Genomic DNA, 14,302 nt, shown 5'->3' with positions numbered 1-14,302 from the left:
CCTTCCCTAAGGGTCTTTTTAAGTGAAGTAAATGATACTTACGTTGAATCTCTTCTCGAGGAGTTGGGGGCAGTAAAAATACTCCCAGACGATCTGTTTATTAAAATTGCCGGACCAAAAGGGCAGTTTCGAAGCAGTGATAACCTCGCAATAAGTCAAGGAATTCAGACCCCTCCTCATGTCTCCGTCGCGGCCAAGGCGTTCTCCTTCAGGCTGCCACACGAAGCGATAGGTCGCCTTCTTCCTGTTCTAAAAAAAGCATACTCCTACATCCTCAGGTCGCGGAAGAAAATGGTTAAAGACTCGCTGGTCGGAACGAACGTTTTTATTGGGCACGGACGATCGCATGTATGGCGTGACCTAAAAGATTTTGTCACTGAGAGACTTAAATTGCCGTTTGATGAGTTCAATCGAGTCCCTGTAGCTGGCATTACTAATATAGCGCGATTATCAGAAATGCTAGATTCCGCTGTGGTCGCCTTCATAGTCATGACAGCTGAAGACGAGCAGGCAGACGGTAAGATGGAGGCCCGGACCAACGTCATACACGAGGTGGGGCTTTTCCAGGGGCGCCTAGGGTTCACTAGGGCAATCGTGTTACTGGAGGAAGGTTGCGAAGAATTTTCGAATATCCAAGGACTTGGCCAAATCCGCTTTCCGAAAGGCGATATCAAATCTAGGGAAACTCTGAAAAAGACTTCCTAATTTGGCAAAATCTCCGGACACCAGTCGCCGAGCTTTTCGATGATGAAACAGATGACCTTCGCCGACGCCGAGTATGCCGGCAAGCGCAAGCAGACCCGTAAGGAATTGTTCCTGATCGAGATGGATCAGGTGGTGCCCTGGAAAGGCTTGATTGCCCTGATTGAGCCCTATTATCCAAAAGGAGAAGGTGGCCGGCCCGCCTACCCACTGATGGCGATGCTGCGTGTTCATCTGATGCAGAACTGGTTCGGCTACAGCGATCCGGCGATGGAAGAAGCGCTGTATGAGACGACCATCCTGCGTCAGTTTTCAGGCCTGAGCCTGGAGCGAATTCCAGACGAAACCACCATTCTCAACTTCCGTCGTCTGCTGGAAAAGCACGAGTTGGCGACCGGGATTCTCGGCGTAATTAATGGTTATCTGGGCGACCGTGGCTTGTCGTTGCGTCAAGGCACCATCGTCGATGCCACGCTGATTCACGCGCCCAGTTCGACCAAGAACAAGGATGGCAAACGCGATCCTGAGATGCATCAAACCAAGAAAGGTAACCAGTACTATTTCGGCGCCAAGGCTCACATCGGCGCCGACGACGAGTCAGGCCTGGTGCACAGTGTGGTAGTAACAGCGGCCAATGTGGCAGACGTCACGCAGGTTGCCAAACTGCTGCACGGCGAGGAAAACGTAGTCTGCGCCGACGCAGGTTACACCGGGGTCGAGAAGCGCGAAGAACACGCTGGGCGCAAGGTCATTTGGCAGATTGCCGCCCGCCGCAGCACTTACAAAAAGCACGGAAAACGCAGTATTTTGTACAAGGCGATCCGCAAAATCGAGAAGGCCAAGGCCCAGGTTCGCGCCAAGGTCGAGCATCCGTTTCGGGTCATCAAACGCCAGTTTGGCTATGAAAAAGTGCGCTTTCGGGGCTTGGCCAAGAACACCGCGCAGATGGTGACGTTGTTCGCCCTGTCAAACCTGTGGATGGCCCGCCGACATTTGTTGGCGAGCGCAGGAGAGGTGCGCGTGTAATGCAGGAAATGGTTACCGCAAAAGGTTTTGCAGCGGCCGAAAGAGCTAAAAAGCGAAGATAATTGAGCAAATTTCGACATGCATCGTTTTTTGAAAAGTGCTGAGGACTCGGTAGCCGGAAAACATCCGGCTACTTCAGACCTTCCCTAGGTTTGAGGAAATCCGCCAAGTTCTAGAGCGAGAGAAAATCATCGAGTCTTGATTTGCGCAAATGTCGAAAACAACGGACCACTAGCTGCATAGTACCGCTTTCAAGCCCTTGGTGATGAAGCCCTTGGCACAGTTCAGGTGTTCAGGATTCTAGCTAATCTCAAAGAGCTTGCAGCCACGAATGGTCAGATTCCTTGGACAGTATCTCCATGACAGGAATACTCAGGTTTGCGGTCTCAAGCGCTCCATACTGGAAGAAAACCCCCAGATACGACAGTGCGCGAAGGATGTTTGCAACCTCAGGACCGCCAACCTGGTCGAAGGCCATGCGCGCCTTTGCCATCAGTCATACGGTTCACTTCAGCGACCAGATCCTGCTCCAGCGCTGCAATGACGTGCACAGCGCCGGTTTTCAGGAGTATGTGGCAGCCGCCTGAACCGAGGTGAGCACAGTTGACTGCTTCATCCACTCCAGCCCAGCCCTGAACTATCACGGGTTCTTTTCCGTCGCCTCCTTCCCAGCCCCCTCATTGATCAACACCATGCTCTGCGGCGCAGACAGCGCTACACCCAGCTCCCTCAGACGCCCCAGGACCGTAAACAACAGATCACTCCGCGCGCCACCCACCGAACGCGGGCTGTTTACGTAGCCGCTGGCGCTGATGATCAAACCGGTATTGGTCAGGTCTTTGAAGGTGACTGAGGGTGCAGGCGTGTCGAGTATCGCTTCATGCTCGGTAAAGGCCTGCAACAGCAGCTCGCGTATTTGCAGAACATCTGTTTCCAGGGGCAGGGTAAGCGTGATTCCTACTACCCCCAACGCGTTGCCCATGGTGACGTTGCGCACGTTTTGCGTGATGAACTGCGAGTTCGGCACGATCACTGTCGAGCGGTCGCCCATCTGGATTTCGGTCGCGCGGACGTTGATCCGGCGAATATCGCCTTCGACCCCTGCCAGGCTTACCCAGTCGCCGACTTTGACCGGACGCTCGGTCAGCAGAATCAGGCCGGAGATGAAGTTCTGCACAATGGCTTGCAGGCCGAAACCTATCCCCACCGACAGCGCACTGACCACCCAGGTCAAATTGGTCAGGCTGATCTTGAGCGTGGACATCACCACGGCCACCACCAGCACAAAGCCGATGTAGCCGATCAAGGTCACCAGCGAGGCCTGCATGCCCGCGTCCATGTTGGTCTCGGGCAGAAGGCGTTCTCCGAACCACTCCTTGAGTACCCGCACGCCCAGCAGGCCGACGACCAGGCAAATCAGTGCCATCAGAATATCGCTGGGGACGATGTTCAGGTTGCCCAGGGATTTGGACGTGACGTCCATTTGAGTGAAACTTGCGAGCAGGTCGCCCGGGCTGGAACCCGAAGGCAGGAAAGCCAGCAGCAATGCGGTAAGCAACAGCAGGGTACGGCCTATGCCTGCCAGTACGGTGCTTGCCTGGGCTTGGTGACGGGCGGACAAGCCCAGCGCCGAACCCAACGCCATGCCGCCAGGTTGTTTGGGCGACAGAAGGGTCTCGCAGATGTCACCGAAGCAGGCGATCAATAGATACGCAGTGGACGCCACCACGCTCACCCAAAGCAGTTTCACCGCCAGAAAGTAAGCCAGCGTCAGGTAGCCGCTGAGCAACGCCAGCAAGCTCAGGCCGACCCATACCGCAACGATAAAGGGAAGCAGTCCGACGAAACCTGCTGGCCGCTCCAGCTCGAAGCGTCGGCGGGTTCGGCGGTAGCGCACCAGGGCGTAGAAAAACACCAGCGAAACCGCCAGCGCTGTCAGGCCATTGACCGCTACCGTCAGGGCCAGGCTGCTGGCTATGACACTGTTGATGCGCTCCTGCGTGCCGATGATCATGAGTGCCAGCGCCAAGGCAGGCGGGAAGCGGCCCAGTGCCGTGGCGATCTGGTCAGGGATTTGCGGCAGACGCCATGAGGCGTGTGCCCGCATCAACAACGCGCGGCCCAGACCGACGATGAAAGCGCAGAAAGTGATCAGCGTCTGCACCTGATCGAGCAGGTTGACCACGTCGTTGCTGAGCACCGCATTGCGCACGATCCCCCAGCGCAACAAGGAAGTGGCAACGGTAATGGTGAGAATGGTCGATAGCCCTACAGCCAGTGCCAGGGCGCTGCGCCGCAGGCGGCCTTCGGGTAGCCAGCGAATCATCGACCAGATCAGCAAGCGCTCCAGCAGGCGGCGAACAACGACCCATACGAACAGCGCGCCGACCACAATGCTGATGAATTGCACACGGTTTTCCGGTGCCAGCGTGCTGCTGAGCACTTGGCGGACATCCACCAGAAGTCTGTTCAAGCGTCCCAGGTCGTCATCGGTAGGACGAATCAGCGTGGACCAGAACGCCGAGCTGAGCGGGCTCGCTGTCCGCGTGCTGATCTGCGAATCGAAAAGGCTGCGGCGCAGATTGAATATCTGCGTAGCCAAATCACGGGCTGACTGGCTTAACGTGTTGGTTTGGCGTTCATCATTAACCAGCGCGTTTTTCTGAGCGGTCAATGTCTTGCGCTGACTGGTCAGACTTGGCGCTTCGTCCGGTTGCGCCGGCCCGAGAATGTTGAGCTGATCATTCAGGTGTTCGATGTCGACAGCTTGTCGGGCAGTCAGATTGTCGGCTTGTTTCTGGACCTGCAAAGCGGCCTGCCGCAGGCTTGAAAGCAGGTCATCGTTGGCACTGCCCGTCACTTTTTGACGGATCTGATCCAGTTGTTCGCTCAAGTCATCCAGGCTCGGTGCATCCACTGCGGGGGATGCGCTACTGGTGCTATCGGTTTGAGGTGCCGGGCTATTCTGGGCCAGGGCTGGCAAGGTCACGCACAGCAAAAGCAAGGCGAGCAGCCCAATATGAAAACGGTTAAGCGAAGCATGCTGCATTCTTTTCCCTTCTTTGCACTGTGCGGCCTGGCAAACCTGTGTATTTCAGGCACGGGCCTTGTCTGTCTTGAGCTGCACTCACGAGTCTCTGGAGCGCAGCCAATAGAATATCAAGGACTTCGTGTTTGAGTGCTGAAAACACGGGCCAGCGAAAATAGGGCGCTACGGTCATCTACCTAACAAATGTTAGGTAGGGTATTGACTGGGCTCAGGAGTGTGCTACGGTCTATCTACCTAGCAGTTGTTAGGTAGATGCCCACTCCATTTCACAGGCCCGACCATGACCTCCAGATTGCGACTTTTCACATCTCCTTCGGCTTTTCCGAACCCCCAGCGCCTGCGCCTGTTCATCCACGAAAAAGGCATTGCCGATCAGTTCGATGAGACTATTTACGACATGACCCCCGGCGGAGAGCAGCGTGGCTGGCGTCATCTCAATATGAACCCTTGGGGAGAAACGCCCACCCTTGAACTGGCAGACGGCAGCTTCATTTCCGAGACCGCCGCTATCGCTCGCTATCTGGATCAGTCTTATCCGGGCCGCAAGATCATGGGGGAAGGCGCTCTGGAACAAGGCCTTGATAACATGTGGGATAACCGGATCTGGGTGCATATTCTCTACCGGATCGTTACCGCGTTTCATGTATTGCACACCGGGCTCGGCTTCAAACTTGAACTGACGAAGAACGAAGCATGGGGCGAGCACTGCCGCAAAGAGGCGCTGACACACGCCGCATTGGTCAACCGTCATCTTTCCGATGGCCGCGAGTGGCTGTTGGGCGGCGAGGCGCCGACTTTCGCGGATATCACCCTTGCAACCGCCATTGCCTTCTCCAAGTTTCCGGTCAACGCCATGCCGCTGGATGAGCGTTTCGAGTTCCTGGACTTGTACTGGAAGCGCTGGCAGAAACGCCCGGGTTTCCAGGCCGCCTATGCTGATCGCAGCAGCGGTATACCCGAACTGGACTCGCCGGCCGAGTGACCGACCTGTTGCGCGCGCACATTATCGTCGGGACCGTCATTGCATGGCGTTCTCGACTTCCCCGTGCCTCGCACAACCGTTCTACCTGACAACAGTCAGGTTTTTGAATTAGCATGCGCCCGTTTGCAGAAACCTGTCCGAAGCACAAGGCACCACGATGACCATCAACGCACGAGAGGCCATTCTGCTTGCCGCGAGAAACATCGCTCAGTCTCAGGGTTATAACGGCCTGAACTTTCGCGATCTGGCGGCTCAGGTTGGAATCAAACCAGCCAGTATTTACTACCACTTTCCAAGCAAGGCTGACCTGGGTGTGGCGGTTGCCAAGCGCTACTGGCAGGACGGTGCTGCTGCTCTTGAGGCTATTTCTGAAGAAACTCCAGACCCTGTCGAAGCGCTGTACCGTTTCCCGGAAATTTTCCGCCGCTCGCTAGAGGCTGAAAACCGCCTTTGTCTGGGCAGTTTTATCGGCGCTGAAACCGATAAATTGCCGCCAGAGATGACTCAGGAAATTCAGCTTTTTGCCCAGGTCAATATTGCCTGGCTGAGCAAGCTTCTGGTGGCGGCGAATGTGTGTATGCCAGCGGCCAGCGAGGTGCGGGCGCAGGCGATTTTTTCGGCTGTGGCGGGCGCTCAACTCATTGCGAGAAGCCGGTCAGACATTGCCCTTTTTGATACGCTGATCGACACCTATCGTGCCTGCGGGCCGCTGCCGGCTTAAGTAGATGCTGATCAAGCGGGATAAGGATTGCCAGCCAGTTGACCTGTTGCTGACGCCGCTGAACCTGTAAGCGCGCAGACACTATGGAACGCCAGACCTCGAATCACCCGACGGCAAGGGGTGCACTAATGTTTCTAAGCCTTGAAGTTCGCAGCTACAAGACGCAAAGCCCTCAGCACTGCCACGACCATACTCAATTGGTACTGCCGATTCGTGGCCGAATGGAAATTGACGTGGACGGTCGCGGTGGCTTTATCGATCAGTCACTGGCCGCGCTGGTAAAGCCTGGTTCGCGGCACTCGCAGGACACTCACGTCGACAGCCGTTTTCTGGTGCTGGACTGCGCACCGACGACGCTGGAGACAATCCAGATGGGGCGTCTGGCCGAGAAAATATATGTGCCTGTTTCGCCCGCGACCCGTCGCCTTATCGAATTCGCCGAGCTGATCGGTAACCAGCAACTGGCCATTGCTGCCTCACAGCTGGGCCCTCTGCTTCTGTCATCCCTTGGCTCGGACACCTGCCGTTTTTCGTCCCCTGTAGAGCACTTGATAGCCCGTCTGCGAGCAAATCCTGGGGCACACTGGAGCAATCAGGCCATGGCCCAAGTCGCAAACATGAGCATGAGCCAGTTGCACCAGCGATTCCGGCAATTATTCGCGATGAGTCCTCAAGCCTGGCTGACTGAACTACGCATACAGGAGGCTAAACGGTGGTTGCGTGGCACCTCGCTGCCGATAGCCGAGATTGCCATGCGTGCGGGCTTTTCCGATCAGGCATCGCTGACGCGCACTATGCAGCGTTTGAGCGCTACGACCCCGGCGGTTTATCGTAAAGCGCAAAAACAGTCCGGGTAAAAAATTCCGCAGTTACTGACAAGACCCTCCAGGCCCGACGCTCCAGACTTCATGCTTTAGGCGTTGGAGCGCAGGTGAAATGTTTGCTGATCGATCATTGCCCAAGGGCATTGTTTATGGCGTTTGCGCCGGTCTGTGCTGGGGCGTGATTTTCCTGGGCCCGCAGCTGACTCCAGGTTTGAGCGGTGTGCAGTTCGCGGTCATAAGATTTCTCTGCTACGGCGCCATTTCTGCGGCCCTGCTGATGCTGCGTTGGCGGCGTGTTTGCGCCAGTCTCACCATGGCCGACTGGAAGTCACTCTTCTGGCTTAGCCTGGTCGGCAACCTCATCTACTACTCGCTAGTGGGCACAGGCGTGCAGTTGGTCGGCATCGCCACAACGTCGTTGATTGTCGGACTTATTCCGGTGCTCGTAACCCTGGCAGGTCGTCATGACGCAAATGCCGTTTCTCTGCGCAAGCTCTTCCCCTCACTGTGCTGCGCAGTGGGGGGCGTTGTGCTTATCAGTTGGCACGCGCTGATCAATGACCAAAGGCCCGATACAGCGGCGAATATTGTCGGGATTTTATGCGCGTCAGGTGCGTTGCTGACGTGGAGCTGGTTTGCGGTGAGCAATGCCCGGCGGCTGGTACAGGTCGCCAACGTCTCCGCGCATGACTGGGCGTTGCTTATGGGGGTCATGACGGGCGCTCAATCACTGCTTTTGGCAGCGCCGGTCCTGGGTTCTCAAGTGGGCACCTATGGTATTTCCGAATGGCTGCATTTTCTCGTGGTGGCCGGTGGCGTTGCGCTTTTGTCTTCGGTGGTGGGTGGTGCCTGCTGGAATCAGGCGAGCCGACTTCTGCCCTTGGCACTCAGCGGGCAAGTGCTCGTGATTGAAACGCTGGCGGCGCTCGTCTTCGGTTTTTTATGGGAGCGCCGGCTACCCGACGGCTATGAGCTGGCGGCCATTGCCTTGCTGGTCAGCGGTGTGGTCTGGTGTCTGAATTGTCATCGTACGCCCCTGCATTCCCCGACTGTCCAGCTCAAGCACCGCCCCTGAAGTGACCGCCTCACCTGCATTTCAAACCGGCAAACGAAGCTCCTTGCGCAGGCTCTTGTCAAACACCCCGGCAGGTGCTAAGCGACGCAGCATGCTGATTTGTCGGGCTGTCTTGCCGGCAGTGTAGCGCCGCTTGGGGAGTACATCGCTCGCCGCTTTAAGCACTACAGCCGCCACCACTTCCGGCAAATCGGCTTTCGGCATTACATCGGCGAGCAACGCCTTGAATCCTGCTCGGGCCTGATCGTATTCCTTCAATAACCGGTCCGGCTCAAGGCCGTTTTGATCGAAGACGGTTCGTACAAAAGCCGGCTCAATGACCGAGACGCGAATATTGAAGGCGCGCACTTCGTGATCCAGAGATTCCGAGTAACCTTCCAGCGCATGCTTGACCGCCGAATAATGCGAAGAGTAGGGCGCGGGTATCAAGCCCAGAATCGAACCGATATTGATAATGCGCCCCTGGCCACGTTCGCGCATCGACGGTAATACTGCATTGGTCATGCGGATGACGCCGAACAGATTGACGTCGAACAACGCCTGCACCTGGGGTATCGAGAATTCCTCGGAGCCGCCTATCAGGCCAATACCAGCATTGTTGACCAGCAGGTCGATCCGCCCGGTCTGCGCAAGTACGCTGGAAACGAGCGCGCTGACCGAGTCATCGTTAGTTACGTCACAAGTACGCATGGATACCTGCGTTGCACTTTCGCCAATCTTGCGGCTGGTGCCGAATACGGTATAGCCCGAGCGCACCAGCGCCTCGGCCGTTGCGTGGCCGATACCGGATGATGCACCGGTGACAATGGCCGTTTTTCCGGAAGATGTGCTCATGTAATGCTCCAGTGTTCAAAAGGCTGGGGGCCGACAAGTTGCTTATGTGGGGAATTGAAAACGCGGGTCACCGACACTTACCTGATCTTCACAACTACTTTGCCTTTGGCACGCCCCCGGGCCAGGTACTCAAGTCCTTCTTTGGCCTGCTCAAGCGCAAAGACCCTGTCAATGACGGGTTTGATTTGCCCGCTTTCAAGTAACACGGCAATCTTCTCGAGTTGAGCCCCCTGCGGGCGTACGAACAGGAACGAGTAGGTCACGTGGTGTTTTTTCGCACGGCGCCTGATTGAGTGGCTCATCAGCCCGAAGAGTAAAGTGAAGAAGGCATTCATCCGGCGTGCCTTGGCGAACGCCTTATCCAGTGGCCCGACGAGGGATACGATCAAACCTCCTGACTTGAGGATGCCGACGGCTTTTTTAATCGTGTCTCCTCGCGTTGTACCCAGCACCAGGTCGTAGTCGCGCAATACTTGCTCGAATGCCTGCTTTTTATAGTCCACCACTTCATCTGCACCCAGGCTGCGCACCAGCTCTACATTGCCGGTACTGGTGGTCGTGGCGACGTTGGCCCCCAGGTGTTTAGCCAGTTGAATAGCGAAGGTGCCGATGCCTCCAGCCCCCGCAGGTATGAATACCTTCTGGCCGGGTTGAAGATTGGCGCGTTCTTTCAAGGCTTGCCAGGATGTAAGCCCGACCATTGGAATAGAGGCCGCTTGTACGAAATCCAGATTCGCCGGTTTAAGTGCAGCAGCGTGCTCAGGAACGGCTGCAAATTCGGCGATGCTACCTTTGCCGAGGTCAAAGAGACTGGCGAAAATGGCGTCACCCGCCTTGAAGCGGGTGACGGCTTTGCCTACCGCGATGACCACGCCGGAAAGATCGCTGCCCATAATGGCGGGTAATTCGTACTTGAGGACGGCCTTGAACGTGCCCGTGGTAATCATGTTGTCGATCGGGTTCAACCCGGCCGCGTGAACTTCCACTAACAGTTCATCAGGCTTGATGGTCGGCAGAGGTACATGCGTTATCGCAATTTCAGGCGACTTGCCATAGCTTTCGAAGGTAAGTGCTTTCATGACGCTAGGTTTCCAGGGTCGTCTGACAGTGATGGGTTGTTTTTAAAAACGATGTGCAGTTGAAGTTCGAACGCTTTATGCAAGGAACTCCAGAGCCGTTGAGACGAAGTCGGCGTGATACTGAAAGACGCAACCATGGCCTGCGTCTTGATAAACCACCAGTTGCGCCTGCGGGAGACGTTGGCTCATATCGCGACTCAACTCGCTTGCGACCATGACGTCGCTGTCCCCGACGACGATAAGTACAGGCACCCGCAGGCGTGCAAGATCCTGCGCGGGTTGTTTGCCCCAGGCTTTGATTGCTTTGAGTTGGCGAAGCAGCAAGCGAGGCGTTGGCGGCTTGTCGCGGTCAACCGTACGTTCCTTCACCCTGCTCAGATAGTTTCTGGCAGCGCGTCGGCCATTGAGCGTGGAGGTGAAAAACATATCGACCTTGGGGTCTCGCAGCCTCAGCAAGCCTTTGAGAATAAGTGGCCAGGACAGCGCACCTATGCGCTCGATACCGTGTCCGCCTGCCGGTCCGGTGCCTGCCAGAATAACTTTGCGTACCAGATCGGGTGCTTTCAATGCCAGGTCCTGGGCCACGAAACCGCCCATTGAAAAGCCAATCAGATCCACTTGTCTGTAGCCCATTGCCCGCACCAGCTCGAGGGTGTCGCGAGCCATCTCGCCTATCGTCAGCGGCGCGGTGCCGGTCGATAAACCAGCCCCGCGATAGTCGATGGCGATAACGTGATGCCTGGTAGCAAGACCATCAACAATGCGCGGGTCGAAATCGTCCAGTACCGCGCCCCAGTAGTTGAGCAACAAGAGCGGCACGCCACCACGCAAACCTGACTCGCGATAGGCGAAGGCAATGCCTGCGACTGTTGCGATTTTATTAGGCGCCTGGACAAACGACTGCGCCGAATGAGTCTGCAGATTTGAGTTACTCATGATGGGTACCCTGGTTTCAGGCTTTGGTCAGATAGCGCTCTGCGGCGTTCGCCTGTCGAATGTCCGACAGCAACCCTTGCCGCGCGCCATCAAGCGCGTCCCAACGACCCGCAACGTGCAGTGGCGGAATGGTCACCAGTTCGCGACGATCGAAGCCCACCAGCGCTGCATCGACCAGTTCTTCAACGTCCATCACCTCGGGGAGGGTGTTGAGGTCGATCCCGGCGCGCTCCCAGATTTCGGTGCGGGTAGCTGCCGGCAGGACCGCCTGGATGTACACGCCCTTGGGTGCCAGTTCCAGGTTCAAGCCTTGGGACAGGAACAGCACATAAGCCTTGGTGGCACCGTAAACGGTCATGCCGAGCTCTGGCGCCAAGCCCACCACCGACCCGAGGTTGACGATTGAACCGGTACCGGACTGCGCGAAGCGAGGGGCCACTGCGGCAGCGAGTCGCGTCAGCGCAACAATGTTGAGGGCGACAAGTTTTTCAATGGCCTCAGCGCTCTGCTCAATGAACCCGCCGGACTGAGCAATACCTGCGTTATTGATAAGGACGCCGATCCGGGCATCGTCGCGCAGGCGAGTTTCAAGCGCTGTGAGGTCGGCAGCGTTGGTCAGGTCGGCCTGAAGCACTTCGACAGCTACGTCGTTTTCTTTACCCAGCCTTGCTGCCAGAGCATCGAGGCGTGGCTTGTCACGTGCGACAAGCACCAGGTTGTGGCCGCGACGGGCAAATCGCTTGGCATAAATGGCACCAATACCGCTGGAAGCGCCAGTGATGAGAACAGTGGGGAGAGTAGTCATTGGTGATGTCCTGACAAGTAATGCGATGAGGGCAGCCTGAACCGCCCCGGGTTTCTCGGAGACCCTTTTGTTTGAGTCATGCCACGTGGGCAGACTCGGTGAGTTGCTGATAATAGATGGCTTCTGCCTCGACCGGTGGAATATGACCGATTGGCTCCAGCAGGCGGCGGTGATTGAACCAGTCCACCCATTTCAGCGTTTCCAGCTCCACCGCCCCCCGTGTGGGTCAAGAGCGTCGATGAATCACTTCAGCCTTGTAAAGACCATTGATGGTCTCAGCCAAGGCATTGTCGTAAGAGTCACCGACACTCCCGACCGATGGCTCAATACCGGCTTCGACAAGACGCTCGGTATAGCGAATGGACACGTACTGCACGCCACGGTCACTGTGGTGAATGAGTCCACCCTGCTTGACTGGGCGACGGGCGTAAAGGGCTTGCTCCAGTGCATCGAGTACAAAATCGGTACGCGCTGAACTGGACACCTTCCAACCGACGATGAATCGGGCAAAGACATCAACGATGAAGGCCACGTAAACAAAACCCTGCCAGGTACTGACGTAGGTAAAGTCCGATACCCATAGGGCGTTCGGGCACTCAGCCACAAACTGACGGTTGACATGATCCTGCGGGCACGGCCTGGCTTGGTCGCTGACCGTCGTCTTGACAGGCTTGCCGCGTACCACGCCTTGCAGGCCCAGCTCTCCCATCAGGCGTTGCACCGTACAGCGGGCGACTTGCTGGCCTTCACGCAGCAACTGTCGCCAGACCTTGCGCACGCCATATACATGGAAGTGCTCATCCCAGACTCGCTGGATGTGCTCACCCAGTTCCTGGTCACGCTGCGCACGCGCTGACTGCTGGCTGGGGTCAGCCTGCTGAGCAGCGTACCGGTAGTACGTCGACGGGGCGATTGGCAACACCTTGCAAATCGGCTCGACCCCGTAAGACTGGCGGTTTTCATCAATAAACGTCTTCATCGTTTGAATGGGCGGTCGAGCTCCGCCTGGGCAAAATAGGCTGAGGCCTTACGCAATATCTCGTTAGCTTGACGCAACTGACGGTTCTCACGCTCCAACAGCTTGACTCGCTCACGTTCGACTGTGCTCAGCCCATCAAGCTGGCCGCTGTTGCGCTCAGATTGGCGAACCCACAGCCGTAATGTCTCGGGCGTGCAGCCGATCTTGGGGGCAATGGCACTGATGGTGGCCCACTGCGACTCGTACTCAGGAAGGTGTTCGAAAACCATCCTGATGGCCCGCTCACGGACCTCTGGGGAGTACTTCGGTAGTTTTTTCATCGCTCCATCCTCTCAAAGGTTGGAGTCTCCGAGAAACCCGGGGCGGTTCAGCCAGGCGTTTGCGCCTGCGATTGTCGGTCACCCGGCAGGGCCTTCGACGCTGACGCTGAAAGGCCCTGCCAATTGATCCTTGGCGTTATGATTACGATCAAAATCTAAAATGTCAACGTATTGATGTTGGTCGACATCAAAATATGGCGAGGTCGTGTGCGTCTGCATTCATAGGCGAGAGGGGCGAAGAGAAATCTCGCGCGCAGGCGCTTTGGCCGCTCGGGAGATGCGGCGCAGAGGGCGTTTCAGAGGGCGAAGTGGGCGTATAGGCCTGGGCGCTTTTGGGGGGCGCGGAGCGCTATGGTGTAAGCAAAAAAGACGCCATCGGTTTGAGTATCGATTCGGCCGAGACTACAGAGAGTTCATCTAGCTTTCTGTCGATTGCCAATGAGGCATACCCATGCGCAGTGCTCCAGGCGAGGAAGGTGCGTTGCTCAAGCACTGTCGAGTCTGGTTCGGCACCGTTTTTTGCGACCCATGCTGTACGTATCGACTGACGAAGCAGTTGCATCGTGGCTTCGCCTGAAGTGAGCAACCTGGGTAATGTGCGGTTGACCCCGCCCATTCCGAACATCAACCGGAAGTGCTGTGGGTAGTTTTTAGCGAAATTGACATAGCCTATCCCACAGCCCAGCATACAGTCGCCAAGGTCCCGCTGCGCGGCACGGATAGCGTCGACCATCCGTTCATAACCATCGGCCACCACCTCTGCCATAAGGTTTTCCAGAGAGCCGAAATGGTGCGCAGGTGCGGCGTGTGAAACGTTCGCCCGTCTTGCGCATTCACGCAGTGAGAGTCCTCGCATGCCTGCTTCCCCTACGATGTCCCAGGCCGCCTGCCGCAAGACGGTCGGCAAGTTGCCATGGTGGTAAGTACGCGGGGTATCTGAGGTCGACATACGAAGCTCCCTGTCATGAAA

General features: G+C 56.8%; 12 protein-coding genes, 1 pseudogene and 1 other annotated feature. Of the genes and pseudogenes, 6 read left to right on the top strand and 7 right to left on the bottom strand.

What is annotated here, in order from left to right; all coding sequences use genetic code 11:
- Positions 1 to 63 precede the first annotated feature (63 nt).
- Together LJU29_RS18545 and LJU29_RS18540 are read left to right on the top strand one after the other, a co-directional pair.
- Positions 64 to 705 carry a TIR domain-containing protein gene (locus LJU29_RS18545; RefSeq protein WP_257111035.1) on the top strand — a complete coding sequence of 214 codons (642 nt, stop codon included), beginning with the start codon at positions 64 to 66 and terminating at the stop codon, positions 703 to 705.
- Between the two features lie 42 nt (positions 706 to 747).
- Entirely contained in the window at positions 748 to 1,728 is a 981-nt protein-coding gene (locus LJU29_RS18540; RefSeq protein WP_054078085.1) for an IS5-like element ISPsy2 family transposase, read from the top strand.
- 640 nt (positions 1,729 to 2,368) lie between these two features.
- On the opposite strand, the gene LJU29_RS18535 is transcribed toward LJU29_RS18540, so the two are convergent.
- On the bottom strand, positions 2,369 to 4,777 hold the full coding sequence (locus LJU29_RS18535) for a DUF3772 domain-containing protein (RefSeq protein WP_005754932.1): 2,409 nt from the start codon (positions 4,775 to 4,777) through the stop codon (positions 2,369 to 2,371).
- A 280-nt stretch (positions 4,778 to 5,057) separates the two neighbouring features.
- Between LJU29_RS18535 and LJU29_RS18530 the strand changes: the two genes are divergently transcribed.
- The 4 genes from LJU29_RS18530 (at position 5,058) to LJU29_RS18515 (ending at position 8,379) form a co-directional block, all read left to right on the top strand.
- On the top strand, positions 5,058 to 5,759 hold the full coding sequence (locus LJU29_RS18530; RefSeq protein WP_005754931.1) for a glutathione S-transferase family protein: 702 nt from the start codon (positions 5,058 to 5,060) through the stop codon (positions 5,757 to 5,759).
- Between the two features lie 157 nt (positions 5,760 to 5,916).
- A complete protein-coding gene (locus tag LJU29_RS18525; protein WP_257111034.1) occupies positions 5,917 to 6,480 on the top strand; it encodes a TetR/AcrR family transcriptional regulator in 564 nt (187 codons plus the stop codon).
- A gap of 128 nt (positions 6,481 to 6,608) precedes the next feature.
- Positions 6,609 to 7,337: an AraC family transcriptional regulator gene (locus tag LJU29_RS18520; protein WP_005754928.1), complete on the top strand. Its 729-nt coding sequence runs from the start codon at positions 6,609 to 6,611 to the stop codon at positions 7,335 to 7,337.
- 79 nt (positions 7,338 to 7,416) lie between these two features.
- Positions 7,417 to 8,379: a DMT family transporter gene (locus tag LJU29_RS18515; RefSeq protein WP_257111033.1), complete on the top strand. Its 963-nt coding sequence runs from the start codon at positions 7,417 to 7,419 to the stop codon at positions 8,377 to 8,379.
- A 21-nt stretch (positions 8,380 to 8,400) separates the two neighbouring features.
- On the opposite strand, the gene LJU29_RS18510 is transcribed toward LJU29_RS18515, so the two are convergent.
- The 6 genes and pseudogenes from LJU29_RS18510 to LJU29_RS18485 all read right to left on the bottom strand — a co-directional run bounded on the left by LJU29_RS18510 (position 8,401) and on the right by LJU29_RS18485 (position 14,281).
- Positions 8,401 to 9,213, bottom strand: coding sequence for an oxidoreductase (locus tag LJU29_RS18510; protein WP_257111032.1), 813 nt, complete (start codon positions 9,211 to 9,213; stop codon positions 8,401 to 8,403).
- A 77-nt stretch (positions 9,214 to 9,290) separates the two neighbouring features.
- Complete coding sequence (locus LJU29_RS18505) at positions 9,291 to 10,292, bottom strand: NADP-dependent oxidoreductase (protein WP_057423236.1); 1,002 nt, start codon at positions 10,290 to 10,292, stop codon at positions 9,291 to 9,293.
- Positions 10,293 to 10,367: 75 nt separating this feature from the next.
- Positions 10,368 to 11,228: an alpha/beta fold hydrolase gene (locus LJU29_RS18500; protein ID WP_005747217.1), complete on the bottom strand. Its 861-nt coding sequence runs from the start codon at positions 11,226 to 11,228 to the stop codon at positions 10,368 to 10,370.
- A gap of 16 nt (positions 11,229 to 11,244) precedes the next feature.
- Entirely contained in the window at positions 11,245 to 12,033 is a 789-nt protein-coding gene (locus LJU29_RS18495) for an SDR family NAD(P)-dependent oxidoreductase (protein WP_005754919.1), read from the bottom strand.
- Positions 12,034 to 12,109: 76 nt separating this feature from the next.
- Positions 12,110 to 13,332: pseudogene (locus LJU29_RS18490) on the bottom strand (IS3-like element IS51 family transposase).
- Positions 12,938 to 13,054 (bottom strand) — a sequence feature (AL1L pseudoknot). Its footprint overlaps the pseudogene before it by 117 nt.
- 349 nt (positions 13,333 to 13,681) lie before the next feature.
- The gene (locus LJU29_RS18485) at positions 13,682 to 14,281 is read right to left on the bottom strand and encodes a TetR/AcrR family transcriptional regulator (protein WP_057403120.1); all 600 of its coding nucleotides are present in this window, start codon (positions 14,279 to 14,281) and stop codon (positions 13,682 to 13,684) included.
- Positions 14,282 to 14,302: the final 21 nt, after the last annotated feature.

The sequence above is a fragment of the Pseudomonas ficuserectae genome (assembly GCF_024584585.1).
Taxonomy (GTDB): Bacteria; Pseudomonadota; Gammaproteobacteria; order Pseudomonadales; family Pseudomonadaceae; genus Aquipseudomonas; species Aquipseudomonas amygdali.
This window is presented reverse-complemented; position numbering and strand designations above follow the sequence as displayed.